This is a genomic window from Pseudomonas sp. NFACC02 (genome assembly GCF_900110765.1).
Taxonomy (GTDB): Bacteria; Pseudomonadota; Gammaproteobacteria; order Pseudomonadales; family Pseudomonadaceae; genus Aquipseudomonas.
Map to the genome: position 1 here is coordinate 14,616 of NZ_FOEO01000013.1, position 25,385 is coordinate 40,000.

27 protein-coding genes are annotated in these 25,385 nt (G+C 59.7%); 12 read left to right on the plus strand and 15 right to left on the minus strand.

The annotated features are described in order from the left end of the window. The first annotated feature begins 328 nt into the window (after positions 1-328). A complete protein-coding gene (locus tag BMY73_RS13165; protein ID WP_092407585.1) occupies positions 329-979 on the plus strand; it encodes a hypothetical protein in 651 nt (216 codons plus the stop codon). A 143-nt stretch (positions 980-1,122) separates the two neighbouring features. Here BMY73_RS13165 and BMY73_RS13170 read toward each other — a convergent pair whose 3' ends face one another. The 3 genes from BMY73_RS13170 to BMY73_RS13180 all read right to left on the minus strand — a co-directional run bounded on the left by BMY73_RS13170 (position 1,123) and on the right by BMY73_RS13180 (position 4,820). Beyond that, entirely contained in the window at positions 1,123-2,652 is a 1,530-nt protein-coding gene (locus BMY73_RS13170; RefSeq protein WP_092407587.1) for a SulP family inorganic anion transporter, read from the minus strand. A 140-nt stretch (positions 2,653-2,792) separates the two neighbouring features. After that, positions 2,793-3,521, minus strand: coding sequence for a carbonic anhydrase (locus BMY73_RS13175; protein ID WP_062386366.1), 729 nt, complete (start codon positions 3,519-3,521; stop codon positions 2,793-2,795). A gap of 240 nt (positions 3,522-3,761) precedes the next feature. Then, positions 3,762-4,820 (minus strand): PA0069 family radical SAM protein, encoded by a 1,059-nt coding sequence (locus BMY73_RS13180; protein WP_092407589.1) that lies wholly within the window; start codon positions 4,818-4,820, stop codon positions 3,762-3,764. Between the two features lie 201 nt (positions 4,821-5,021). On the opposite strand from BMY73_RS13180, the gene BMY73_RS13185 reads away from it, so the two are divergent. Next, positions 5,022-5,708, plus strand: a complete 687-nt coding sequence (locus BMY73_RS13185; RefSeq protein WP_371914975.1) for a dual specificity protein phosphatase family protein — start codon at positions 5,022-5,024, stop codon at positions 5,706-5,708. A 78-nt stretch (positions 5,709-5,786) separates the two neighbouring features. Here the strand turns inward: BMY73_RS13185 and BMY73_RS13190 are convergent, their stop codons facing one another. Together BMY73_RS13190 and prlC are read right to left on the minus strand one after the other, a co-directional pair. Continuing rightward, positions 5,787-6,074, minus strand: coding sequence for a YheV family putative zinc ribbon protein (locus tag BMY73_RS13190; RefSeq protein WP_092407593.1), 288 nt, complete (start codon positions 6,072-6,074; stop codon positions 5,787-5,789). After that, positions 6,071-8,122 carry an oligopeptidase A gene (gene prlC, locus BMY73_RS13195; protein WP_062386355.1) on the minus strand — a complete coding sequence of 684 codons (2,052 nt, stop codon included), beginning with the start codon at positions 8,120-8,122 and terminating at the stop codon, positions 6,071-6,073. Before prlC ends, BMY73_RS13190 begins: the two co-directional genes overlap by 4 nt. A 90-nt stretch (positions 8,123-8,212) precedes the next feature. On the opposite strand from prlC, the gene BMY73_RS13200 reads away from it, so the two are divergent. Both BMY73_RS13200 and BMY73_RS13205 read left to right on the plus strand, forming a co-directional pair. Beyond that, positions 8,213-8,758: a gamma carbonic anhydrase family protein gene (locus tag BMY73_RS13200; RefSeq protein WP_092407595.1), complete on the plus strand. Its 546-nt coding sequence runs from the start codon at positions 8,213-8,215 to the stop codon at positions 8,756-8,758. Positions 8,759-8,778: 20 nt separating this feature from the next. Beyond that, on the plus strand, positions 8,779-9,429 hold the full coding sequence (locus BMY73_RS13205; protein WP_092407597.1) for an HAD family hydrolase: 651 nt from the start codon (positions 8,779-8,781) through the stop codon (positions 9,427-9,429). A 114-nt stretch (positions 9,430-9,543) separates the two neighbouring features. On the opposite strand, the gene BMY73_RS13210 is transcribed toward BMY73_RS13205, so the two are convergent. Then, on the minus strand, positions 9,544-10,611 hold the full coding sequence (locus tag BMY73_RS13210) for an aminopeptidase (protein WP_092407599.1): 1,068 nt from the start codon (positions 10,609-10,611) through the stop codon (positions 9,544-9,546). A gap of 110 nt (positions 10,612-10,721) precedes the next feature. On the opposite strand from BMY73_RS13210, the gene BMY73_RS13215 reads away from it, so the two are divergent. Continuing rightward, positions 10,722-11,138: a PA0061/PA0062 family lipoprotein gene (locus tag BMY73_RS13215; protein WP_092407601.1), complete on the plus strand. Its 417-nt coding sequence runs from the start codon at positions 10,722-10,724 to the stop codon at positions 11,136-11,138. 152 nt (positions 11,139-11,290) lie between these two features. On the opposite strand, the gene BMY73_RS13220 is transcribed toward BMY73_RS13215, so the two are convergent. Next, a complete protein-coding gene (locus BMY73_RS13220; RefSeq protein ID WP_062386342.1) occupies positions 11,291-11,524 on the minus strand; it encodes a DUF1161 domain-containing protein in 234 nt (77 codons plus the stop codon). A gap of 131 nt (positions 11,525-11,655) precedes the next feature. Further along, entirely contained in the window at positions 11,656-12,087 is a 432-nt protein-coding gene (locus BMY73_RS13225) for an OsmC family protein (RefSeq protein ID WP_092407603.1), read from the minus strand. Positions 12,088-12,378: 291 nt separating this feature from the next. Here BMY73_RS13225 and BMY73_RS13230 point away from each other — a divergent pair, with 291 nt between their 5' ends. Next, complete coding sequence (locus BMY73_RS13230) at positions 12,379-13,380, plus strand: LLM class flavin-dependent oxidoreductase (RefSeq protein ID WP_092407605.1); 1,002 nt, start codon at positions 12,379-12,381, stop codon at positions 13,378-13,380. Between the two features lie 74 nt (positions 13,381-13,454). Here the strand turns inward: BMY73_RS13230 and BMY73_RS13235 are convergent, their stop codons facing one another. Next, a complete protein-coding gene (locus BMY73_RS13235; RefSeq protein ID WP_062386334.1) occupies positions 13,455-13,679 on the minus strand; it encodes a DUF1161 domain-containing protein in 225 nt (74 codons plus the stop codon). 151 nt (positions 13,680-13,830) lie between these two features. Continuing rightward, positions 13,831-14,046: a dodecin gene (locus BMY73_RS13240; protein WP_062386331.1), complete on the minus strand. Its 216-nt coding sequence runs from the start codon at positions 14,044-14,046 to the stop codon at positions 13,831-13,833. 201 nt (positions 14,047-14,247) lie between these two features. Here BMY73_RS13240 and BMY73_RS13245 point away from each other — a divergent pair, with 201 nt between their 5' ends. Beyond that, positions 14,248-14,574: an ElaB/YgaM/YqjD family protein gene (locus BMY73_RS13245; protein WP_062386328.1), complete on the plus strand. Its 327-nt coding sequence runs from the start codon at positions 14,248-14,250 to the stop codon at positions 14,572-14,574. Here the strand turns inward: BMY73_RS13245 and BMY73_RS13250 are convergent, their stop codons facing one another. Then, complete coding sequence (locus BMY73_RS13250) at positions 14,575-15,474, minus strand: LysR family transcriptional regulator (RefSeq protein ID WP_092407607.1); 900 nt, start codon at positions 15,472-15,474, stop codon at positions 14,575-14,577. Positions 15,475-15,595: 121 nt separating this feature from the next. Between BMY73_RS13250 and trpB the strand changes: the two genes are divergently transcribed. Together trpB and trpA are read left to right on the plus strand one after the other, a co-directional pair. After that, positions 15,596-16,822 carry a tryptophan synthase subunit beta gene (gene trpB, locus BMY73_RS13255; RefSeq protein ID WP_062386324.1) on the plus strand — a complete coding sequence of 409 codons (1,227 nt, stop codon included), beginning with the start codon at positions 15,596-15,598 and terminating at the stop codon, positions 16,820-16,822. Beyond that, entirely contained in the window at positions 16,822-17,634 is an 813-nt protein-coding gene (gene trpA / locus BMY73_RS13260) for a tryptophan synthase subunit alpha (RefSeq protein WP_062386321.1), read from the plus strand. The genes trpB and trpA overlap by 1 nt, the downstream gene beginning before the upstream one ends. Positions 17,635-17,876: 242 nt before the next feature. On the opposite strand, the gene BMY73_RS13265 is transcribed toward trpA, so the two are convergent. Beyond that, entirely contained in the window at positions 17,877-18,827 is a 951-nt protein-coding gene (locus BMY73_RS13265) for a choline sulfate utilization transcriptional regulator (protein WP_062386320.1), read from the minus strand. Between the two features lie 114 nt (positions 18,828-18,941). On the opposite strand from BMY73_RS13265, the gene betC reads away from it, so the two are divergent. After that, on the plus strand, positions 18,942-20,447 hold the full coding sequence (betC, locus tag BMY73_RS13270; protein WP_092407609.1) for a choline-sulfatase: 1,506 nt from the start codon (positions 18,942-18,944) through the stop codon (positions 20,445-20,447). A 38-nt stretch (positions 20,448-20,485) separates the two neighbouring features. Further along, positions 20,486-21,412: a choline ABC transporter substrate-binding protein gene (choX, locus tag BMY73_RS13275; protein WP_062386313.1), complete on the plus strand. Its 927-nt coding sequence runs from the start codon at positions 20,486-20,488 to the stop codon at positions 21,410-21,412. 129 nt (positions 21,413-21,541) lie between these two features. On the opposite strand, the gene aroE is transcribed toward choX, so the two are convergent. Together aroE and hemF are read right to left on the minus strand one after the other, a co-directional pair. Then, positions 21,542-22,366, minus strand: a complete 825-nt coding sequence (aroE, locus tag BMY73_RS13280) for a shikimate dehydrogenase (RefSeq protein ID WP_092407611.1) — start codon at positions 22,364-22,366, stop codon at positions 21,542-21,544. Positions 22,367-22,531: 165 nt separating this feature from the next. After that, complete coding sequence (gene hemF, locus BMY73_RS13285; RefSeq protein ID WP_092407702.1) at positions 22,532-23,458, minus strand: oxygen-dependent coproporphyrinogen oxidase; 927 nt, start codon at positions 23,456-23,458, stop codon at positions 22,532-22,534. 227 nt (positions 23,459-23,685) lie between these two features. On the opposite strand from hemF, the gene BMY73_RS13290 reads away from it, so the two are divergent. Next, on the plus strand, positions 23,686-24,663 hold the full coding sequence (locus tag BMY73_RS13290) for an NADPH:quinone reductase (RefSeq protein ID WP_092407613.1): 978 nt from the start codon (positions 23,686-23,688) through the stop codon (positions 24,661-24,663). A 126-nt stretch (positions 24,664-24,789) separates the two neighbouring features. On the opposite strand, the gene BMY73_RS13295 is transcribed toward BMY73_RS13290, so the two are convergent. Beyond that, positions 24,790-25,347 (minus strand): L-threonylcarbamoyladenylate synthase type 1 TsaC, encoded by a 558-nt coding sequence (locus BMY73_RS13295; RefSeq protein WP_062386306.1) that lies wholly within the window; start codon positions 25,345-25,347, stop codon positions 24,790-24,792. Between the last annotated feature and the right edge of the window lie 38 nt (positions 25,348-25,385).

Genomic DNA, 25,385 nt, shown 5'->3' on the forward strand with positions numbered 1-25,385 from the left:
TGCGGGCGAGGGAGCGGTCAGGTAAGCAGCTAGAGGACCGGGGCCAGGCCAGCGTCACATTCCAGTTTCATCAGCCAATTCATCACAACCCCGAGTATAGACACGGGCAATCGGTCCGCAATGCACTGGAGAATCCGCCAAAGCGAGCTATATGCACGCGCATTTATTGAAAAAAACCGGGGAAATCGGACAAAAGTGGCCTTTTAATAGCGGATGCACATAACCATGAAACCCTTATGACAATTACGTCTTAACCTCCTCGACAGGCAGGCTAACGTATGACTTCCCCTATAATGTCATTTTGGTTTTATTGCCTTATGGAGCATTCATGAACACCGCCGCGTTGCGCGAGCAGATCACACGAGCACAGGAACACGAGATCCAGACCGGTCAATTATTGCGCCAACTCGAATTACAACTTCCCCATCTGCACCCCGCCATCCATTTGCCCGATGTGGATGCCAGAGGCGTATTGGCGCGTTTTGTCATCGCCTACATCCAACAGGTTCCGGACGTGCTGGACGCTGCCCACGACGTAGCGCTGCGAGCGGGGATCGAGAGTCAGATCAAACCCGTGCTGAAAATCGCCGAACAGTTCTTCAGCGCGCCACCGGCCATCATGGCCGGTCATGAAGGCCTGGATGGCCTGCTAGACGAAGCCTACCTCGCGCACCGTCTGGTGGAAGAGATCAACGATCTGTACATCGTGCATTTCGGTCAGCCACTGATCCCGGTGAACACCACCGTCGCCAGCGTCATTGCACATCAGTTGATCGGGGAAGACTTCGCCAACCAGCTCGATGAAGTGGTGCATCACGCCATCGATGAGTTGCTGGACGAAGACAGTTTCTCGCTGGAATCGGTAGAAGCCTACCGCGACCAACTCGCCAGCCCCGATACCGAAGCGGCATGGAAGCGCTGGCCGAGCCTGTCTCGCCAGTTGGGGGTAGGGCTTGAGATGGAATGTTCGAAGGACTGATGACCTGGACTCACCCACCCATGTAGGAGCGCGCTTGCCCGCGAAGAGGCCAGTACAACCGACACCCATCTGTCGGCTGAAATGTCGCTTCGCGAGCAAGCTCGCTCCCACAGGGGAGGGTGGAGGGCAGGCTTACTCAGAAATCAATGCAACGCCGCGCCGCCAATCGACGTGCGGATCCGCCCTTCGACGCGACGCTTGAGCAGGCGTTGCTCCAGCAGCAGACGCGAGCCCTGCGCCGCATTGGCGCGACCCCATTCCTCCAGCAACTCAAGGCAGGAGTGGTCGATGTAAGTCAGGTTGCTCAGCGGCACATGCAGGGTGGTGCCTGGCGGCACGGCCCCCAACGCCTGCGTCAACGCCGGCACCTTGAGAAACGTCGCGGCGCCGTTCAGACGCAGCTCCATCTCGCCTTCGGCTTCCAGGTCCACCAGGTTGATTTTCAACCGGGAGGCGTTCAGCGCCAGCTTCACCAATGTCAATCCGAAGCCGATCAGCACGCCCGTCAGGAGATCCGTGAGGATGATCGCCGACGCGGTCGCGCCGTAGATGAACATCGGCATGCGACCATAACGACCCAGCCCACGCAGCGCCTTGAGGTCCACCAGTTTGAAACCGGTGTACACCAGCACGCCCGCCAGACTGGCCACCGGAATGCTCTGCAGCACGCTGGACAGCAGCAACACGAACGCCAGCAACCACAGGCCATGAAACATCGCCGAGAGGCGAGTCTTGGCGCCGGCCTGCACGTTGGCCGAGCTGCGCACGATCACGCCGGTCATCGGCAGCGCGCCGACCAGGCCGCAGAGCATATTGCCAACACCCTGAGCACTGAGTTCCTTGTCGAAATCCGAACGCTGGCCGTCATGCATGCGATCGACCGCAGCCGCAGACAACAGCGTCTCGGCGCTGGCAATGAATGCCACCGCAATCGCCGCGATCAGGATCGCAGGGTCCGCCAGGTTCAGCAGATCGGCAGGACGCAGCCAGTCGATGGCTTCAGCGAGGTTGGCCGGCACTTCGACGCGCTTGACCTGCAAGCTCATGAACAGACTGACCGCAGTAACGATCCCCACGCCCAGCAGCGCGCCCGGCACAAAGCGCAGCGCATGAGGCCGACGCTTTTCCCACAGCCACATCACCGCGATGGTGCCCAGGCCGAGCAAACCGGCTTGCATGCCGCTGCCGGGACCGACAGCGCCCAACAGGGTCTGCGGGAAGGCGATCAGGTTATCCAGCCCGGAAGGTTTCGGTCCGGCGTCGAACATCACATGGGCCTGGGAAAGTACGATTAACACGCCAATCCCGGCGAGCATCCCGTAGACCACGGCGGGCGCCGTCACGCGAAACCAGCAGCCCAGCTTGAAACGACCGGCCAGCAGTTGCAGCGCGCCGGCCAGCAGCAAAATCGGCCCAAGCATCGCCATTCCATGCTCACGCACCAGCTCGAACACCAGCACCGCAAGACCCGCCGCCGGGCCGCTGACCTGCAACGGCGAGCCCGCCAGCCAACCGACGACCAGGCCGCCGATGATGCCGGTAATCAGGCCTTTGGCGGGCGGCATGCCCGACGCGATGGCGATACCCATGCACAGTGGCAGCGCCACCAGAAACACCACCACGGAAGCCAGCAGCTCCCGTGGTAACAAGGATTTGAGATCTGTAGTAGCCATGACGACTCTCCGGTAATTCTTCAGACGTGACAACGCCCGACGGCACGCGCAAAGCGCGGCCGCTACGAGCTTGAATGAGGTTCGAACCGTCAGTTGTGAAGTGGATTCACAGGCTCTTGGGTGTGATCAGTCGCTGATCGTCAATAGCGCTTTCGGGGCGTCGCCATTGGAATGGAGTGTTCGCCGTCGAGCGCCAGGAACGTCCCTTGCTCGGCATCGTAAGCCCGGATTTCACTGGTTTCGATGTCGTACACCCAGCCATGAATGAACAACTGGCCCGCGGCGATCTTCGATGCCACCGAAGGATGCGTCTGCAAATGGCGCAACTGCGCGATGACGTTCTCTTCGGTCAGCACGTGCATGGTTTCGTGCTCGCCGGTGCAGCTGCAATTGTCCTGCACCACGGTCTTGGCGACCTCGGCATGACGCAACCAGGCTTTTACCGTCGGCATCTTTTCCAGGGTGTCCGGATTGAGTACGGCACGCATGGCACCGCAATCGGAATGCCCGCAAATGATGATGTGCTGCACACCCAGCGCCAGCACAGCGTATTCGATGGCCGTTGAAACACCGCCGTTCATCGGCCCGTAAGGCGGCACCACGTTACCGACGTTACGCGTTACGAACAGATCGCCGGGCGAGCTTTGGGTGATGAGTTCAGGGACGATGCGCGAATCGGCGCATGTGATGAACATCGCTTTTGGATGCTGTGCAGTCGCGAGCTTCTTGAACAGCTCTTCCTGCTGAGGGAAAACATCGTGGCGGAAGTGCTTGAAGCCATCAACGATGTGCTGCAGTGCTACATCGGCGGATTCTGTAGTCGAAGCGCCAGCCGAGGCGGCCGACTGCGGCTTATCCTGGTTACTCATGTCTGATCCTCACTGTCGGATTGAAGTGGATATTCCCGTGTTTCCCGGTGGACGACCCACTTTTTTCTGGCATTACGGACAATTCCTTTGCACGCGACCAGCCGGTCACTTGCAGTTACCCTAACGGCCCAAACTTAATTGAAACTGAATGCATCGCTCTAGCTCGCGGGTCTTGCTTAAGAAAATCTTAATCTCAGCACGTCTACAGACAACCGCAACACAGTTGAGACGCCACGCGAGTCACAACAGCGACATCTGCCCGCCCGGTGGACAGAACGCCTCGCAATCGAGTCTGAAACTGTCGCGCGCGTTAAGGCCCAGTTTCTTCACCGCAATACTGTAGCGCTGAGCAAGCAACTCGGCGAATACCCCTTCGCCTCGCATGCGCGAGCCGAACCGGCTGTCGTACACCTGACCGCCACGACTCTGCCGGACCAGACTCATCACGTGCTCGGCGCGTTGCGGATAGTGTGCCTGCAACCATTCCTCGAACAGCGGCGCGACCTCCAGCGGCAGCCGCAGCATCACGTAACTCGCACTCAAGGCGCCGGCGGCTTTGGCCTCGCTCATCAGCGTTTCAAGCTCCATGTCGTTGATCATGGGGATCATCGGCGCCAGCAGCACGCCCACCGGGATGCCTGCGTCACGCAGCACCCTGATCGCCCGCAATCGGGCCCTGGGCGCCGCAGCGCGCGGTTCGAGGATGCGTTTGAGCTCGTCGTCCAGTGACGTCAGGCTGATAAACACCGAGACCAGCCGCTGCTTTGCCAGTTCGGCCAACAGGTCCAGGTCGCGCAGAATCAACGAGCCTTTGGTAATGATCGTGACCGGATGACGGTAGCGCAGCAGCACTTCGAGCGTGGCGCGGGTGATCTTGTATTCACGCTCGATGGGCTGATACGGGTCGGTGTTGGCACCCAGCGTAATCGGCGCAACGCTGTAGCCCGGCTTGGACAGTTGCTGCTCCAGCAACGCCGCAGCGTTCGTCTTGGCGATCAGCTTCGTCTCGAAATCCAGCCCCGGTGACATGTCCCAATAGGCATGACTGGGCCGCGCATAACAGTAAATACAACCATGTTCACAACCACGATACGGATTGATCGAGCGATCGAAAGGAATGTCCGGCGAGGAGTTGCGCGCAATGATGCTTTTGGCGGTTTCCAGCATGACGGTGGTGCCTTGGGTCACAGGCACCTCCTGATACCAGCCGTCGTCCTCCGCCACTGAGCGATTCGGCGCAAAGCGGTTATGCGGATTGGTGGCGGTGCCGCGACCGCGAGGGGGAAGTGAAGTGGACATGCGAGCTTTCCCATTACTGTTTATACATACAGTACAGTGGAAATCCGGCGCCCTCCATGCTCATGTCGCAGAAACTTCAGTACGCTGATAAGCGGCACGCAGGCCGTTCGCCGTTCTACAAACTTTTTACATATCCCTCACATCGCCTTGACCCTGCGCAACAGAGACTCTGCGGACCTCCTAACGCTTCGTTCGAACGGTATGTCTTCGATGCGCATTCGCTTGTTTGCTCCGCTGGTTGCCAGCCTGTTAACGCTTGCCCTCTCCGGGCCTGCCCGGGCCGACGATTCTCTACCCACGCCTACGGTACGCCCAAGCCAGTGGGCGCAGCCGATAGACCCTCATTACAACCTCTATCGCATCACACCGACGCTGTACCGCAGTCGCCAGCCGGACGCTGCCGCGCAGCCATTGCTCGAACAACTCGGCGTGCACACGGTCGTGAACTTCATAAAGCAAAGCGACAACAAGTGGCTGTCAGACCCCTCGATCGCGCAGGTGCAAATTCCACTGCAAACGGTGCATGTCGACGATGCCGACATGATTGAAAGCCTGCGGGCGATACAGAACGCACAGCAAAACGGGCCAGTGCTGATTCACTGCAAGCATGGCCTGGATCGCACCGGTCTGGTGGCGGCGATGTATCGGATTGTCGTGCAAGGCTGGAGCAAACAGGCAGCGCTCGATGAGATGGAGCACGGCGGATATGGCGACGAAGACAACCTCAAGCACGGCATCGATTACATCAACAAGGTCGATGTGGATGCTCTGAGGACGGCGCTCAATAGCGGCGCATGCAGCACCAGCGCGTTTGCCGGTTGTGCGATCAAGGGCTGGTTTCAGAAGACCGATGTGGTGGGGGTACAGACGATTCTGTGGCGGTTGTAACGTTTAGCGCCAAACGCTTTCAGCGCCGATCCCGGTCATCCTCGCGAGCGAGGATGACCGGGTTTTCCAGGTTTTTCCCTAACTCGGATCCACAGGCTTTTTCAACTTCGGATTCGGAAAGAACTGCACACCCTGAACCTTCGGATCAGCCGGTTTGACAGGCGCCTTGTTGACGCGTGTTCCCAGTTCTCTCGGGATCGACTGACCCTGGGCATTGAGCGTGTCGGAATACCCGCAGGCGACGCACTCGCGATGAGGCACGTCGTCCTCGCTCCACATCATCAACTTGTCGGGCTCGCTGCACGCCGGGCAGACCGCCCCGGCGATGAAGCGTTTCTTGGTGATCACGTGCGGTGTATCGGTCATGCTGCCGCTTCCTCACTCAAGCCGGAATGGCGCAAGAGTGCGTCAATCGAAGGCTCGCGTCCCCGGAAGTCGACGAACAGCACCATCGGCGCCTGAGAACCGCCACGCGCCAGAATCGCTTCACGGAACGCCCGACCGGTTTCGGCATTGAGCACGCCGTCTTCTTCGAACCTGGAGAAGGCGTCTGCCGACAGCACTTCAGCCCACTTGTAGCTGTAGTAACCGGCTGCGTAACCACCCGCGAAGATATGCGCGAAGCTGTTAGGGAAGCGGTTGTATGCCGGCGGACGCATCACCGACACCTCGTCGCGCACGCCTTCCAGCACTTGCAGCGTGGTACGACCGTCGCCATGGGTGGCGTGCAGTTCGAAGTCGAAAAGCGAAAACTCCAACTGACGGACCATCATCAGGCCCGACTGGAAATTCTTCGCTGCGAGCATTTTCTCCAGCAGGTCCTGTGGCAGCGGCTCGCCGGTTTCGTAGTGGCCGGAGATCAGCGCCAGACCTTCCGGCTCCCAGCACCAGTTCTCCATGAACTGACTGGGCAGCTCGACCGCATCCCACGCCACGCCATTGATGCCCGAGGCACCTGCGTGCTCGACGCGGGTCAGCAGGTGATGCAGCCCGTGACCGAATTCGTGGAACAGCGTCGTCACTTCATCGTGGGTCAGCAGGGCAGGTTTGCCGGGAGTCGCCGGGGTGAAGTTACACACCAGATTGGCAACCGGGCTTTGCAGCGAGCCTGTCGACGTGCGACGACGGTCACGTGCGCCGTCCATCCATGCACCACCACGCTTGTTGGCGCGGGCATAGAGGTCAAAGAAGAAGCGGCCGACGTGCTGACCGTTTTCCTTGATTTCGAACAGGCGAACGTCGGGATGCCAGGTGTCGAAGCCTTTCTGCTCGGCGATTTCGATGCCGTACAGTTTTTGCACAATCGCGAATAACCCGGTCAACACCTTGTCGATCGGGAAGTAGGCGCGCAGTGCTTCCTGAGACACGCTGTAACGCTGCTCACGCAGCTTCTCGCCGTAGAATCCGCTGTCCCAGCTTTGCAGGTCAGGGCAGCCCTGTTCAGCGGCGTAGGCTTTCAGCTGTTGCAGGTCCTGGGCGGCGAACGGCTTGCTGCGTTTGGCCAGGTCGCGCAGAAAACTCAGTACCTGATCGCTGGATTCGGCCATCTTGGTCGCCAGGCTCAGCTCCGAGAAGCTCGCGAAGCCCAGCAGCTTTGCCAACTCCTGACGCAGGTCGAGGATCTGCTCCATCACCGGGCCGTTGTCGTTCTGACCGGCATTCGGGCCCTGGTCCGACGCGCGAGTGCAGTAGGCTGCGTAGACTTCTTCACGTAGCGCACGATCCTGGGCGTAGGTCATCACCGCGTAATAGCTCGGGAACTCCAGGGTAATCAGGTAACCGTCGAGGTCTTTGGCCTTGGCCGCCGCCGCCATCTGCGCCTTGGCCGAGTCGGTCAGACCGGCGAGCGCCGCTTCGTCCGTGACGTGCTTGGTCCAGGCTTGAGTCGCATCGAGCAACTGATTGGAGAACTGGCTGCCCAGCTCCGACAGCTTGCTCTGCACCTCGGCATAACGCTTCTGTTGCTCGGGTGGCAGGTCGATGCCCGACAGACGGAAGTCACGCAGCGAGTGTTCCAGAATGGTTTTCTGTGCCACATCGAAACCGGCGGCTTCCGGGCTGTTGGCCAGGGCTTCGAACGCCTGGAACAGCTCGCGGTTCTGGCCCATTTCCGTGGAGTACGCGCTCAGTGCAGGCAGGCACGACTCATAGGCTTCGCGCAGTTCGGCGCTGTTGCACACGGCGTTCAGGTGGCTGACCGGGCTCCAGGCCGCGCCCAGACGGTCGTTCAGTTCGTCCATCGCCAATACCAGGCCAGCCCATGTAGGCTGCTTGCCTTGCTTGGCGAGGATGTCGGCAATCGCGGCGCGGTTGTCGGCAAGAATCTGGTCAATGGCAGGTTTTACGTGCTCGGCGCGGATCGCCGAGAAAGGTGGCAGGTCGTAGGATTGCAAAAGAGGGTTGTTCGCGCTCACGGTTTGGCACCTTGGCTGGAAGAAACACCTGCGCATCTTAATTACAATCGGCGCTGACCGCAGCTATCAGCGCCAGAGAAGGAGCCTATTGTGGCTATTCGCACGTTCCAGAACCACACACCGGCCCTTGGCGACAGGGCGTTTGTCGATCATTCGGCCGTCGTCATCGGCGATGTCGAGATCGGCGCCGACAGCTCCGTCTGGCCCCTGACGGTGATTCGCGGCGACATGCACCGCATCCGTATCGGCGCCCGCACCAGTGTCCAGGACGGCAGCGTGCTGCACATCACCCACGCCGGGCCTTTCAACCCGGACGGTTTCCCGCTGCTGATCGGCGACGAAGTGACCATCGGCCACAAAGTCATGTTGCACGGCTGCACCATCGGCAACCGTATCCTGATCGGGATGGGCAGCACGATCATGGACGGCGCCGTCGTCGAAGACGAAGTGATCATTGGTGCTGGCAGCCTGGTGCCGCCGGGCAAGCGTCTGGAAAGCGGCTTTCTGTATGTCGGTCGCCCTGTGAAACAGGTCCGTGCGCTGACCGAGAAGGAAATCGCCTTCTTCCCCTACAGCGCAACCAATTACGTAAAGCTCAAGGATCAACATCTGGCCGAAGGTTTCGACAAGCCCTGAGCACGTTCAAGAGGGAACCCATGCATTACCGGAATATTCTGTTCGACCTGGACGGCACGCTGACCGATCCCCGCGAAGGCATCACCCGTTCGATTCAGTTCGCCCTGAGCAAACTGGGCATCGACGAGCCCGACATCACCCGCCTTGAGCACTTCATCGGTCCGCCGCTGTTGCAGCAATTCATGCGTGCCTACGATTTCGATGAAGCCAAGGCGTGGGAGGCGGTCGGGTTCTATCGTGAGCGTTTCAAGGTCACCGGTCTGTACGAAAACCTCGTGTTCGATGGCGTGTTCGAACTGCTCGATTTGCTGTCCGATCAAGGCCGTACCTTGTTCATTGCGACGTCCAAACCTTGGGTATTCGCCCATGAAATCGCGCGGCATTTCGACTTTGCCCGGCACTTCAAACTGATCTATGGCAGCGAACTGGACGGCACGCGAACCGATAAGGTCGAGTTAATTCGCCACCTTCTGGACGAAGAAAAACTCGATCCCAAACAGACGTTGATGATCGGCGACCGCAAGCACGACCTGATTGGCGGCAAACGCAACGGGCTGGACGTCGCGGCAGTGGGCTATGGGTTTGGCAGCCGCGAAGAACTCGAAGCCGAAGCGCCGACGTATCACTTTGAGTCGCTGAAGGCGCTGCATCAGGCGTTTCTCAAATCCTGACCGCACCACTTCCCATTGTAGGAGCGCGCTTGCCCGCGATTGCGGTGTGTCATCCGGCATTGATGTTTCAGGAAGGCCGCAATCGCGGGCAAGCGCGCTCCTACAGGTCCGAGGTCAGGCTCCAGGTTTTGCCAACCGCTCCAGCGCAGCCTTGCGTTCTTCCTTGGGCAAGCCGCCCATCTTTTCCACGGCTGTGTAGAACGACGGCCAATCGCCGTTCACCTGCCTGAACAAAGCCTCGAACGCCGGCACCCACTGATCGTAGAGCCCGATCGGCAATAATCGGGCGTTGTTCATGGGGGCGTATACCCATGCGTCAAATCGCTTGTCGCCGCCCCACTGGCTGTCGCGCAGTTGTCGGTACTCACTGCGCAGACGCTCGAATTCCGCCGCCTTGCGCTGGCGCATGACGTCGGCCCCAAGAGGCTCGGCGTACAGCGCTTTGAGACGATCCCGGGTATTGAGCACCAACTGCGTGAGTTGATCACGGCGTTGTGTCTCCGACGATGCAGTCTCCGGTGGCAACCCTCGCGCCGCGCGCCACTGCCGGGTGCCTTCCTGCTCGACGAAGGTGGCGTAGGACTCGTTGAATTCGCTGTCGTCCTTCACATAAAACCGCTGGTGCGCCAGTTCGTGAAAGATCAAGGTCGCCAGACGTTCATCCCCCCAGTTCATCATCGAACTGATGATCGGGTCGTTGAACCAGCCCAGCGTGGAATACGCCTCGACACCGCTGACATACACATCCTTGCCGTCGAGTTTCTGCAACGCCGCTTCTCCTCGCGCCGCATTCTGGTCGTAGTAACCGCGATAGGCGACGCAACCGGCGATGGGAAAACAATGCGTCACCGGATCGAGAGAGAACTCGCCCGTGGCAAAGACGTTCCAGACCACGTAAGGCCGATGGATGTCGGCAAACAACCGGTAGCTTTGATTGTCTGGCAGGTGAAGGTGCCGGCTGGCGAACTCACGGGCCTGTTGAGACTTGAGCAGCCGTTCACGCAGTTTCGGGTCGCGCTGTGGATCGGCGACGATCTCGCTCACCGGCTCCCGGGCCCTGAGCAACGCCAGCTGACCGCTCGCCAACTGCGTGTAATAGGAAAGACTGGAACAGCCGCTGAGGAGTAAAATCGCCAGCATCGGCACGCCGCGCCGGAACCACGTGATCTTGAATCGATTCATCCAGCGGCCTTAACGTAGAAAATACCCAGATTGCTCACGCTCAGCGTTATGCCGCAGAGCCGGCGTCTGACGCAACCATCATCGTCATCTGCCCGAATGCGGAGTCCGTCATGCGCCTGCCCCTGTCGATCATCGCCCTGAGTCTGTTGGCTGGATGCGCAGGGCCGCTGCCTGCGGTCGATCCGCAAAAAGCCTGGGTGGACCTGCACACGTACACCGGCAAGACGCTGATGGCGGATAAGCTCGACGGCGTGCGTACGGCGGATGGCCGCTATTTTCAGGTCACCCCTGGCAAACACAAGCTCGAAGTGCGCTACGACTATGAGTACGCGCCCGGTGGGCTAGGGCTTTCGATGGATATCTACAACGAGCTGACTTGCTACGTCACCATCAATTACGACCATTTCGAAGCGGGCCACCGTTATCGCCTCGACGTGCGCCACATCGCCAACAGCATCGATGCCCAGTTGCGGGACGAGCAGCGCCAGGTATTGGCGCAAGAGGGTGAGATTTTCTGTATTCCGTGACATCCCTCATCACAACCCGGTTTCCGCGGAGTGATGATCTGTGGGAGTGAGCTTGCTCGCGAATACTGAGTTAAAGGCCCGGAAACGTCGTGGGTGTAACGGGCCCTTCGCGAGCAAGCTCACTCCCACGAGGGCATGCGTCATTGACACACTTACCGATCATTCTTCTGATAGATGATCTTTTTCGTGCCGTTCTCACAGGTGCCCACGACCATGTTCTGGTCATGAACCTCTTCGTTGCTGACGATTTCCAGCGTGTATGAACTGACGTTCTGCGCCTGGATCTTGGCTTCGATCTCGGCCTTGAGTTCTTCGCAGGGTTTGGGAGCAGCGAACACGCTGGTGGTCAGTGCACTGATGATCAGGGTTGCGGCGATGCGTTTCATGTTCGACTCCTTCGATGCCGTGCGATTCGCATCGGCGCTGCATATGACCATGCCGCGACGAGCCGGTTCTCCCAGGCCCAAAACGCAGATGACCCGCAGGTGCGGGTCATCGGGTATTCCTCAGCGCTGGATCAGCTCACCAGCGTGGCATCCAGGGTGATCTTGGCATTCAGTACCTTGGAAACCGGGCAGCCTTCTTTGGCTTTTTTTGTCAGCTCATCAAATTGCGCTTGCGTCGCGCCTGGCACTTTGGCTTTCAAGATCAGGTGAACAGCAGTGATCGAGAAACCTTCACCGTCCTGATCCAGCGTGACTTCAGCCTGAGTGTCGATGCTCTCGGCTTTCAGATTCGCCCCACCGAGGATCATCGACAAGGCCATCGAGAAGCAACCTGCGTGGGCTGCGCCGATCAGTTCTTCCGGGTTGGTGCCTTTACCGCCTTCGAAGCGGGCCTTGAAGCCGTAAGGGGCCTCGCGCAGTACGCCGGTTTCAGTGGAGATGCTACCGATACCTGATTTCAGGTCACCTTCCCAGTGGGCGGATGCTTTCTTGACGATGCTCATGGTGTCTCCTCATGAAAGAAAAAGTGCGAGTGATCGCACATGGACCAAAAGTCTGAGGAGTGTAGGCGGGAGTTAGTTCAACGGTTATGACACGCGTGCTTAATTTGCGCTTTTTGCGTGAGGGAAAATCCGACCAAATTAGTAGGAATTTTCTCTCTGACCATTGCAACCTCAGAATCCGGCCTTATCCTATGGCTTAACGCAAATATTTAGGCTTAACACCGGCTCAGTTCTCACGCCTCGAACGATCCAGGCGCCAGACAAAAGCCCCAAGAGGATCAACAACGGCCTATGAAACGATTAGCTGATGTGAAGATTTCCACCCTCGATCTGGTGCCCGTACGTGAGGACAAAGGCCCGGCCGTCTCGCTGCGTAACTCGCTGGACCTGGCCCAACACGTTGAAAAATGGGGATACAACCGATTCTGGGTTGCCGAACACCACAACATGGACGGTATCGCCAGCTCCGCGACGTCCGTGCTGCTGGCGTATCTGGCGGGCGGCACCTCGACCATCCGCGTCGGCTCGGGCGGCGTCATGCTGCCCAATCACGCGCCGCTGGTGATCGCTGAGCAGTTCGGTACGCTGGCCAGCCTGTTTCCGGGCCGTATCGACTTGGGTCTGGGCCGCGCGCCGGGCTCCGATCAGATGACCGCTCGCGCCCTGCGCCGTGAACGCTCCGGCAGTGCTGACGACTTCCCTGACGACGTTGCGGAGCTCATGAGCTACCTTGGCCCACGCCAACCTCACCAACGCGTGATCGCCGTGCCAGGCACCAACACCAACGTGCCGATCTGGCTGCTGGGTTCGAGCCTCTTCAGCGCACAGCTGGCCGGCCAGCGAGGCCTGCCGTATGCCTTCGCCTCGCATTTTGCGCCGCGTTACATGCATGAGGCCATCCGGGTCTATCGCAATCACTTCCAGCCTTCCGAGGTGCTCGACAAGCCCTACGTCATGCTGGGCGTGCCGTTGGCGGCCGCCGATACGGACGAGCAGGCGGAATACCTGGTGACGTCGGTGTACCAGCGCATTCTCAACCTGATGCGCGGGCAGAGCCTGATGCAGAAACCCCCGGTCGAGAGCATGAACGGCCTGTGGCTGCCCCATGAGCGCGAAGCGGTGATGGATTTCCTGGGCCTTGCGATGGTCGGCGGCCCGGAAAAGATCCGCGCCAAGCTGGATGTTTTGCTGGAACAGACCGACGCCGACGAGCTGATTTTCACCTGTGACATGTATGAGCATGCCGATCGCCTGCGCTCTTACGAGGTTCTGGCGCAGGTTGCGCAGGGTTAGCGCGGAGAGTGTAGGAGCAGAAATAAAAAACCGACGCCACATGCGTCGGTTTTTTATGTGCACAACGGGCCGAATCAGCCGCGTTTGTAGACGATTTCCTTGCTGCCGCCGTCGCAGGTGCCTACGACCTTTCCGTCCGCGGCGCTGCCTTTGTCTACAGCTTCCAAGGTGTAGGACGACACACCTTTGGCCTTGATCTTCGCGTCGATGTCCGCCTTCACGTCATCACACGACTTTCCGGCTGCAAAGGTGGTGCCCGCAATACTCAACAACCCAACCGCCAAAAGAATCTTCTTCATCGGTCACACTCCCTCGTCAGGCGCACTTCAAAGCGTAAGAGGCCGCTGGTGATCAGCGGCCCGTCACAGAGTCCACGCGTCCGAATTCACGAACGGCGGAGTATGTATAGCGAAGGTTGTGGCACTCGGCCAGTCTAAAAGTTCAGGTTGATCAGCTGTTATCGATGCGGAATCCCACTTTGATCGTGACCTGGAAATGCGCCACTTTGCCGTCCTGAATGTGCCCGCGGGTCTCCAGCACTTCGAACCATTCCATCAGTTTGACGCTCTTGGCGGCCTGTGCAATCGCATTCTGAATCGCATCGTCGGTACTGGTGGTCGACGAGCCGACGAGTTCGAGCATCTTGTAAGTGTGGTGATCGGTCATGGCAGTGTTCCTCAAGTGGTCTTCGATTGGAGCGTAGCTGCGAATCCGCTGCTGACATCCGGTGTGGGTTGCCTAACTGTGAGGCGCACGAGAGGGCTGAAAAGTTCATAAAAAGCGCCTCGTCGAAACGGTACTGCACTTTCTGAGAACCCTGTAGTCGGAAACAACACACGCCACTCATCACTGCAGGAGAGTCAAATCATGGCATTCACGTCATCCCGTAAAGCGTCTTTGCAAAGCATGGAAGCCGAGATCGAAAGTCTGCTCAAGTCGCTGGAGAGCTTGAAGTCGGACGCTTCGGACGAGTCGCGCAAAACCTTGAAAGCTTTGAAGGCCAATGCCGAGAGCGCACTGAGCCATTCGCGCAGCCTGCTGAGCGATGTCTATGAAGACGTCAAGGTGAAAACACGCGAAACCGGCGTCGCCACGCGTGATTACGCTCAAGAGCACCCTTGGACTACTGCTGGCGTCGCCGTGGGCGCGATCGGTCTGCTGGCGGCCTACTTGATGTGCAAGCGCGGTAACTGATTACGCCTGACCTGAACGTGTCAGCTCTCGCCTGAGCCATTGGGCCAATTGCTGCGCGCGCCCGTCGGCGGCACGTTTGGGTACCCACAACGCCAGTTGCGCCGGGGTTTCGCTGAAACCCCATGGCGCAGCGAGGCGTCCTGCCTTCAAATCGTCCGCGACCAGCGGCTCTGGCGCGATGGCGACTCCAAGGCCCGCAACGGCGGCCTCCAGCAAGTAATACAGGTGCTCAAAACCCTGACCGTAGTGCAGCGCGTCGGGATCGATGCCGTTGTGCTTCGCCCAACTGGGCCATGCTTGAGGCCGCGACATCGTTTGCAGCAGAGGCTCGTCCTGCAGCGCATGCGCGGGCGCTTGGCGCAGTGCGTCGAACCGTGCGAAACGCGGGCTCAACACCGGGCCGATCCGCTCGCTTGCCAGCTCGAAGACTTGCATGTCTGAAGGCCAGGGTGGCTCTGCGAATACCAGCAACGCGTCCAGACCGGGACGCCGTGGATCGAGATCGCCTTCACCAGCGGACAGATGCAGCCGCAGATCAGGAAGGTCATTGTTCAGCCTTCCCAGCCGAGGAATGAACCATCGAGCCAGCAAACTCCCGGAACAGCCAAGGACGAACGGCGCATCGGCGCTGCCTTGACTCAATTCCGCGCAAACGCTGCGCAGTCGATCAAACGCTTCGCCGCTGGCGTCCCGCAGTCGAATGCCTGCATCTGTGAGTTTCAGGCCGCGACCCTCCTTGCTGAACAGGCTGACGCCAAGGTGTTCCTCCAGCACTTTCAACTGTCGGCTGACGGCGCCATGCGTGACATGCAACTGCTCCGCTGCCTGACTGACGCTGTTAAGGCGGGCAGTGGCTTCGAAGGCGCGCAGTGCGTTCAGCGGGGGAAGGTCTCGGCTCATGGTATCTGTGAGTTTTCCTGACAGGTCGCGTCGATCTTATCGGTTTTCATCGGCCTTGGCGCTGGTTAAAGTGTGTTCACTGCCTCAACGGCTCACCCCATTCGTCACCTCGGAGGTTCCGATGTCCCAGACTCAGACCCAATATCGCAATGGCCCGGACGTGCGTGGCATGTTCGGCGCGTTCGGCGGTCGCTACGTAGCCGAAACCCTGATGCCACTGATCCTCGACTTGAACCGCGAGTACGAGGCGGCAAAAGAAGACCCTGCCTTCCTCAAGGAACTGGCCTACTTCCAGCGCGATTACGTGGGTCGTCCAAGCCCGCTGTATTTCGCCGAGCGTCTGACCGAGCACTGCGGCGGCGCCAAGATTTACCTCAAGCGCGAAGAGCTGAACCACACCGGCGCGCACAAGATCAACAACTGCATCGGTCAGATCCTGCTGGCCCGCCGCATGGGCAAGAAGCGCATCATTGCCGAAACCGGCGCCGGCATGCACGGCGTGGCGACCGCCACCGTGGCCGCGCGCTTTGGCCTGGAATGCGTGATCTACATGGGCACCACCGACATCGAGCGCCAGCAGGCCAACGTGTTCCGCATGAAATTGCTGGGCGCCACGGTAATCCCGGTCGTGGCGGGCACTGGCACACTGAAAGACGCGATGAACGAAGCCCTGCGTGACTGGGTGACGAACGTCGACAGCACGTTCTACCTGATCGGCACCGTCGCCGGTCCGCACCCTTATCCTGCGATGGTCCGCGATTTCCAGGCCGTGATCGGCAAGGAAACCCGCGAGCAGTTGCAAGCCCAGGAAGGCCGCCTGCCGGACAGCCTGGTGGCGTGCATCGGCGGTGGCTCCAACGCCATGGGCCTGTTCCACCCGTTCCTCGATGACACCACCGTGCGGATCATTGGCGTCGAAGCGGCCGGCCACGGCATTGAAACCGGCAAGCACGCGGCGAGCCTGAACGGCGGCGTTCCGGGCGTACTGCACGGCAACCGTACGTTCCTGCTGCAGGACAACGACGGTCAGATCATCGACGCGCACTCGATTTCTGCCGGCCTGGACTACCCGGGCATTGGGCCTGAGCACGCGTGGTTGCACGACATTGGCCGCGTTGAATACACCTCGGTCACGGACGATGAAGCCCTTGCCGCGTTCCACCAGTGCTGCCGTCTGGAAGGCATCATCCCTGCGCTGGAAAGCGCTCACGCCTTGGCTGAAGTCTTCAAGCGCGCGCCAACACTGCCTAAAGATCACCTGATGGTGGTCAACCTGTCCGGTCGCGGCGACAAGGACATGCAAACCGTCATGCACCATCTGGATCTGTCCAAGCAGGAGAAACACTGATGAGCCGCCTGCAAACGCGCTTTGCCGACCTCAAAGAACAAAACCGTGCCGCCCTGGTGACATTCATCACCGCAGGCGACCCGGCGTATGACACTTCGCTGGCGATCCTGAAAGGCCTGCCAAAAGCCGGTGCCGATGTGATCGAACTGGGCATGCCCTTCACCGACCCGATGGCCGACGGCCCGGCGATCCAGCTGGCAAACATTCGCGCGCTGGACGCCAAGCAGAATCTGGCGAAAACCCTGCAGATGGTTCGCGAATTCCGCGTCGAAGACAGCACGACACCGTTGGTACTGATGGGTTACTACAACCCGATTCACAATTATGGCGTCGAGCGTTTTATCGCCGAAGCACGTGAATCCGGTGTCGACGGTCTGATCGTTGTGGACCTCCCTCCTGAGCACAACAACGAGCTGTGCGACCCGGCGCAGGACGCGGGCCTGGACTTCATCCGCCTGACCACGCCGACCACCGATGACAACCGTCTACCGACGGTTCTCAATGGCAGTTCGGGTTTCGTTTACTACGTGTCGGTGGCCGGTGTAACGGGTGCGGGCGCGGCGACCATTGAACACGTGAAGGAAGCGGTGACGCGCTTGCGCCGCCATACCGATCTGCCCATCAGCATCGGCTTCGGCATTCGCACACCGGACCAGGCTGCCGCCATCGCCCGCGTCGCCGAAGGTGTGGTGGTGGGCTCAGCACTGATCGATCAGATCGCCAATGCGCAGTCAGCTGATCAAGCGGTCAGCGGTGTTCTCAAGCTGTGTTCCGAGCTGTCCGAAGGCGTGCGTAAGGCCCGTGTGTCCTGAAGACAAAGCTGTCTGGACGGTGTTTTGGACTGATCCCGACGCATTCTTGCTAACGATATAAATCCTGTGGGAGCGAGCTTGCTCGCGAAGGGAATGGTACAGCCCCTGCTGATGCAGCGGATGCACCGGCCCCTTCGCGAGCAAGCTCGCTTCCACCGTGTAACGGTGTCACCGCTACTTCCTGAACAACTGACAGGGTGTTGTCCCTCAACCCGGCAAAGCCATTGTGCATTCGGCTGGTTCTAAATCGCGATGGAAGGCATCGGCTTGCCGACCAACGAATCGCCGCTCAGCGATTGCTCACTTTTCAACCAGTCGACGAACCGCTGGACGATCTGCACCCGTCGTTTTCGCTGCGGCAAGACGATGTAATACCCGTAACCCGAGATGGCCGTCGCTTCAATGGGACGGCACAGCAAGCCTTGTTCCAACAGATCGTCTACCAGATGCCGCCAGCCGATCGCGACGCCCTGGCCGCCAATCGCCGCCTGAATCAGCAACGTGTAGTTGTCGAACCGCAGCTGTCCGGGCGCGGGCGCCTTGGCAATGTTGAGCGCTCGGAACACGCCGTTCCAGTCGAACCAGTTGGTGCTGGTCTCACCTCGCAAGTGCAGCAAGGGAAACTCCCTCAGCGCTTCGGTCGGCAAGGGCAGGGGACGTGAACCCACGAGTTTTGGGCTGCAAACCGGAAACACTTCCTCGCTGAACAACCAGTGACTTTCGCCCTGCTTGAAGCGCCCGTCCCCGAACAATACCGCCACATCGATATCCGCCCGCAACATGCTGTGGCTGCGCTCACTGGTCACCAGGCTGACGTCAACATCCGGATTGTCTTTATGAAAGCGGTGCAGACGCGGCATCAGCCAATACGCCGCGAACGCGAAGTCGGTGGCGACCTGCAACACCTCATGTTGATGTTGCTCGGTGATGAGATTCAGACCGGCATCCATCGACTGCAACCCGGCCTGTACATGACTGAACAGAATTTCACCGGCATCGGTGAGTTCGATGCCTCGGTATATGCGATCGAACAGGCGCGTTGCCAGTTGTTCTTCTAACCTTTTGATTTGCTGGCTAATCGCAGGTTGAGTGGTACCCAGCTCTATGGCCGCTGCCGTAAAGCTGCGCAAGCGCGCGGCGGCTTCGAAACCGCGCATCAGGTCCAACGACATGTCACCGAGGGATTCAAACATAAGCGTGGCTTATCCTAGGCATTGCGTTCTATGGGCTTTACCGCTGATCCCATGGGTCTCATTCTCTGGTACAGCAATTTCGCATAAATATTCACTATGGAATGCCGCGAAGACATGAAGCGCAAGAACATTCTTTTCATCATGGCCGATCAGATGGCCGCGCCGATGTTGCCGATTTACGCCTCATCTCCAATCAAGATGCCGAATTTGAGCCGCCTCGCCGCTGAGGGCGTGGTGTTCGACGCTGCTTATTGCAACAGCCCGCTGTGCGCTCCGTCGCGCTTTACGCTTGTCAGCGGTCAGCTGCCTAGCAAGATCGGTGCGTATGACAACGCTGCCGACTTCCCGGCAGATGTCCCGACGTATGCCCATTACCTGCGCCGTCTTGGCTATCGCACGGCGCTGTCGGGCAAGATGCATTTCTGTGGTCCCGATCAGCTGCACGGTTATGAAGAACGGCTGACCAGCGACATCTATCCGGCCGATTATGGCTGGGCGGTGAACTGGGACGAGCCTGACGTTCGCCCGACCTGGTACCACAATATGTCGTCGGTGCTGCAAGCCGGCCCCTGCGTGCGGACCAACCAGCTGGACTTCGACGAAGAAGTGGTCTTCAAGGCCCAACAGTACCTCTTCGACCATGTGCGTGAAGACGGCGACCAGCCGTTCTGCCTGACCGTGTCGATGACCCACCCTCACGACCCGTACACCATCCCCAAATCGTTCTGGAATCTCTACACCGACGACGAGATCCCCATGCCGCCTGCACCGCCCGCGCAGGCCGATCAGGACCCGCACTCCCAACGCCTGCTCAAGGTCTACGACCTGTGGGACAAGCCGCTGCCGGAGAATAAAATCCGCGACGCTCGCCGCGCTTACTTCGGCGCGTGCAGCTACATCGACCATAACGTCGGCAAGCTGCTCCAGACCCTGGAAGACACCGGCCTGGCCGAGGACACGATCATCGTATTCTCTGGCGACCATGGCGACATGCTCGGCGAACGTGGCCTCTGGTACAAAATGCACTGGTTTGAAATGTCCGCCCGCGTGCCGTTGCTCGTCTACGCTCCGGGGCAGTTCAAGGCTGGCCGCGTGAAGGCCGCCGTGTCCACCGCAGACCTGTTGCCGACGTTCGTCGCGATGGCGCAAGGCGAGCTTGAACCAGGCCTTCCGCTGGACGGCCGTTCGTTGCTGCCGCACTTGCATGGCACGGGCGGCCATGACGAAGTGTTCGGCGAATACATGGCCGAAGGCACGAACAGTCCGCTGATGATGATTCGGCGCGGCGCTTACAAATTCATGTATTCGGAACAAGATCCATGTCTGCTGTATGACGTGCACAACGATCCGAAAGAGCAGGAAGAGCTGAGCCAGTCCGAGGCTCATCGCGACCTGTTCAACGCGTTCCTGGCCGAAGCGAAGGCCAAGTGGGACATTCCGGCGATACACCACCAGGTGCTCGCCAGCCAGCGTCGTCGGCGTTTCGTCGCCACGTCGCTGGCCCTAGGCAAGCTGAAGAGTTGGGATCACCAGCCGCTGGTAGACGCCAGTCAGCAATACATGCGCAACCATATCGATCTCGACGATCTGGAGCGCAAGGCCCGTTATCCACAACCTTGAACCCTGCCAACACCTAGAAAACCAAAAAGGGGCACACCATGAAAAAGTTGTTCACAACGCTGGCGGTTGCGGTGATGAGCTTGAGCAGCGTCGTAGCACACGCCGCTGATGCAAGCTGCAGTACGGTCAGGATGGCCGATCCAGGTTGGAGCGACATCGCTGCAACCAATGCCACGGCGAGCTTTTTGCTCGACGGCATGGGTTACAAAACCAAGGTCGATACGCTGGCAGTGCCGATTGCCTATGGTGGTCTCAAAGACGGTCAAATGGACGTTTTTCTGGGCAACTGGATGCCTGCGCAGCAGGGCTTTTATGACAAGTTCATCGCCACCGGCGATGTGACGCAATACGCCAAGAACCTCGAGGGCACCGAATTCACCCTCGCCGTACCTGACTACGTCTACGACGCGGGTGTGCATAACTTTGCCGACCTGAACAAGTTCGCTGACAAGTTCCACAAGAAGATCTACGGCATCGGTTCGGGGGCTCCGGCCAACGCGTCGATTCAGGAAATCATCAAGAAGAACGAGTTCGATCTGGGCGACTGGAAGCTGATTGAGTCCAGTGAACAGGCGATGCTGGCGGAAGTGCAGCGCAACGTGAAGAAGAAGGAGTTCGTGGTGTTTCTGGGCTGGACGCCGCACCCAATGAACGTGCAGATCAAAGGCATGCACTACCTCAAAGGTGGCGAGAAGTACTTCGGTGACACTGGCAGCGTCTACACCGTGACCCGCAAGGGCTACGCCGATGCCTGCCCTAACGTGGCCAAGCTGTTTTCCAACCTGATGTTCACGCAGGACATGGAAAACACCATCATGAAAAACGTGGTGGACAACAAGGTCAGCAATACCGACGCGGTCAAAGCCTGGCTCAAGGAAAATCCGGCGGTGCTTGAGAAGTGGTTGAGCGGTGTAAAGACCATCGACGACAAGGATGCCCTGCCAGCGGTGAAAGCCAAGTTGTAAGCATCAATAGCTACCTCGGGTTTCCCTGAACTCAAGGTTGCCCTGATCCTGTAGGAGCCGGCTTGCTGGCTCCTACAAAGGTCAGCAGCGCAGGGAGATTAACGCCTTGCCTGCCTTCCGTTCGGCACGTCAACCCTCAGCCATCAACCGCCGCAACTCGGCCAGCACCGGTGCTGAATCCGGGCGCACGCCGCGCCACAGGAAGAAGGCTTCCGCCGCTTGCTCGACCAGCATCCCCAGACCGTCCACGGCTCGCCCGGCTTTGTGCTCAGTCGCCCAGCGGCAGAACGCGGTGGGCTCCTTGGCGTACATCATGTCGTAGCAAAAGGTTTCGCCCGGCTGAATCAGGCTCGGCGCAATCGGCGGCAGCTCCCCCGAAAGGCTCGCTGAGGTTGCGTTGATGATGATGTCCACGGGCTCCTCAAGCCAGTCGTAGCCGGCCGGCAGCACCGGGCCGATGTCCGCAAACTCCTGTGCCAACCGTTCGGCCTTTTCCACTGTGCGGTTAGCGATGACCAGTACGTAGGGCTCTTCGGCCAGCAACGGCTCCAGCGCACCCCGTACAGCCCCGCCAGCCCCCAGCAACAGCACGCGCTTGTTCTTGAGCGTCACGCCATGATTGACCTTCAAGTCGCGCACAAGGCCGGCACCGTCGGTGTTATCACCCAACAGGCTGCCATCGGCCTGCTTCGCCAGGGTGTTCACCGCACCCGCCCGGCGACCGCGCTCAGTCAATTGGTCGGCCAGACGGAAAGCCTCTTCCTTGAACGGAACCGTGACGTTGGCGCCAAGTCCAGACTCGAAGAACTGCCTGGCGAAGGCCGTGAAGTCATCGAGTGGCGCCAAGGCGGTCTGGTAATCCAGTGCCTGACCGGTTTGCTCGGCAAACAGGCGATGAATCAGCGGTGACTTGCTGTGTGCAATCGGGTTGCCGAAGACGACGTAGTGGTCCATGTGTATTCCAGAACTGGAGTCAGTCTCCAGAGATTCAGTGGTCTGTCACGCCCGCTTCGCGAGCAAGCTCACTCCCACAGTGGAGCGGGGAGAGCCGGAAATCAGCAAGCACTCCTGTCATACACCTGTGGGAGCGAGCTTGCTCGCGAAAGGGGCGATGCGTTTTCAAGCCGACGCAGGCACTAGACCCAACCAGTCGCGATCCTGCAAAAAGTATTCGGTCAGGCGCGCTTCTTCGCTGCCCGGCGCGGCTTTCCAGTCGTAACCCCAGCGAACCTGCGGCGGCAGGGACATGAGAATCGACTCGGTACGCCCACCCGATTGCAGCCCGAACAGCGTGCCGCGGTCATACACCAGGTTGAACTCCACATAACGCCCGCGTCGGAATTCCTGGAATTCGCGCTGCTGTGCCGTGTAAGGCGTGGCCTTGCGACGCTGCACGATGGGGAGGTAGGCGTCCACAAAGGCATCGCCGATGGCGCGCAGGAAAGCGAAGCTGGTATCAAAGTCCCACTCGTTCAAATCATCGAAGAACAGACCGCCCACGCCGCGCGGCTCGTTGCGATGCTTGATATGGAAGTAACGGTCGCACCAAGCCTTGTACCGCGGATAGACGTCGGCGCCAAACGGCGCGCAGGCCTGCTCGGCGACCCGGTGCCAGTGTACGCAGTCCTCTTCGACGCCGTAGTAAGGCGTCAGATCGAAGCCACCGCCGAACCACCAGACCGGTTCTTCACCTTCTTTTTCGGCAATGAAGAAACGCACGTTGGCGTGTGAGGTCGGAACATGTGGGTTGTGCGGGTGCATGACCAGCGACACGCCCAATGCCTCAAAGCCACGGCCGGCCAGTTCCGGACGATGAGCACTGGCCGAGGGCGGGAGCCCTGCGCCGAAGACATGGGAGAAGTTGACGCCGCCTTTTTCGATGACGTCGCCGTTCTCGATCACCCGGGTCCGTCCGCCGCCACCGGCGGGTCGCTCCCAGGCGTCTTCGACAAAACGTGCGCTGCCGTCTTCCTGTTCCAGCGCGGCGCAGATCCGGTCTTGCAGATCCAGCAGGTAGGCTTTGACGGCATCGGTGCGAAAGGACATGGCAGTACCTTGAAAGAACGTGAAACCGGTGTTTTTGAGCATCGTTCAGGGCGCAGTCTGCCACCGGGAAGACCGCCGCTCATCAAAACGCTGCCGCGAAAGTGGCGCGTAGCATATCACCGGCTTGGCCGGTGCCGCAGTTGACGAAGCGCAAACGAAGGAGTCCGATAGCCTCCTTGCAAGCTTCAGTTGATCCATGCAGTTTCGATCCATGACGGAGAAAGCAAATGGCAAAGCGTATCCAGTTCCGCACCCACGGCGGCCCTGAAGTTCTTGAGTACGTTGACTTCGAACCGGCCGCTCCCGGTCCGAAAGAAGTGCTCGTGCGCAACAAAGCGATTGGCGTCAACTTCATCGAAACCTATTTCCGCACCGGACTGTACCCCGTTGCCTCGATGCCATCGGGCTTGGGGAATGAAGGCGCAGGCGTGGTCGAGGCTGTGGGCGCAGAGGTCACCCACGTCAAAGTCGGTGACCGCGTGGGCTACGGCACGGGTCCGCTGGGCAGCTACGCGGACCTGCATCTGACGCCGGGTGCCAACGTGGTCAAACTGCCGGACGACATCAGCTTTGAGCAAGCCGCCGCGATCATGCTCAAGGGCCTGACGGTGCAGTACCTGTTTCGCCAGACGTACGAGATTCGTCCCGAGGAAACCATCCTGTTTCACGCCGCCGCCGGGGGCGTGGGCTCCATCGCCTGCCAGTGGGCCAAGGCCATGGGCGTGAAGCTGATCGGCACGGTCAGCTCGCCAGAGAAAGCGGCCCACGCCAAGGCGAACGGCGCGTGGGAAGTCATCGACTACAGCAAGGAAGATGTGGCCAAGCGCGTGCTTGAGTTGACCGACGGCAAGAAAGTCCCGGTGGTCTACGACGGTGTCGGCAAAGATACGTGGGAAACCTCACTGGACTGCCTGGAACTGCGCGGCCTATTGGTGAGTTTCGGCAACGCTTCAGGCGCAGTGACCGGGGTGAACCTGGGGATCCTGGCGCAGAAAGGCTCGTTGTACGTGACCCGCCCGACCCTCGGCTCCTACGCCAATACCCCGGAAGCCTTGCAGGCGATGGCCGACGAAGTGTTCGCGATGGTGACCAGCGGCAAGGTCAAGGTGGATGACCTGAAAAAATTCGATTTGAAGGATGCGGCCCAGGCACACACCGAACTGTCGGCACGACGCACGACCGGGTCGATTATTCTGGTGCCTTAGTCCAGCGACTCAATACCTGTAGGAGCTGCCGGAGGTTACGACGGTGGCGAACGCGTTTGGCCTGACACACCGCATTCGCCACTCTCGTAACCTCGCGCAGCTCCTACAGGAGTCGGGCCCGCGCCATCACCCCGCCCGCACCACTTCAGCCGTCACCAGATCACGAATCACGCTCGGATTGCGACGCCCACCCAGTGCGCCGCCCAAAACCATGTCCAGCTGATTGTGGAAGTATTGCTCGATCCGCAGCCGCGAGCGGGCAGCGGGTCGGCCCGTCGGGTTGGCTGACGTCGACACCAGTGGACCGGTCAGGGCGCACAGTTCACGCACCAGCGGATGATCACTGACACGCAGCGCCACCGTGTCGCGGCCACCGGTGATCCAGTCGGGGAGCAAGCCCTGGTGTGGCACCAGCCAGGTGTTCGGGCCAGGCCAGGTGCTGGCCATGCGATCGATCCACAGCTCAGGGAAATCCTCGAAGAGGAAATCGAACTGGCGAATGTTGTCGGCAATCAGGATCAAGCCTTTTTCCACAGGCCGCGCCTTGATTGCCAGCAAGCGGTAGACCGCCTCCGGATCCCAAGGATCGCACCCCAAACCCCATACCGCTTCGGTTGGATAGGCAATCACCGCCCCGGCCCGGATCTCTCGTGCGGCTTGTTGCACACGCCAACTGCTGACCATCGTTCGCTCTCCGAATTAACGCTGGTGGGCAGTTTAAC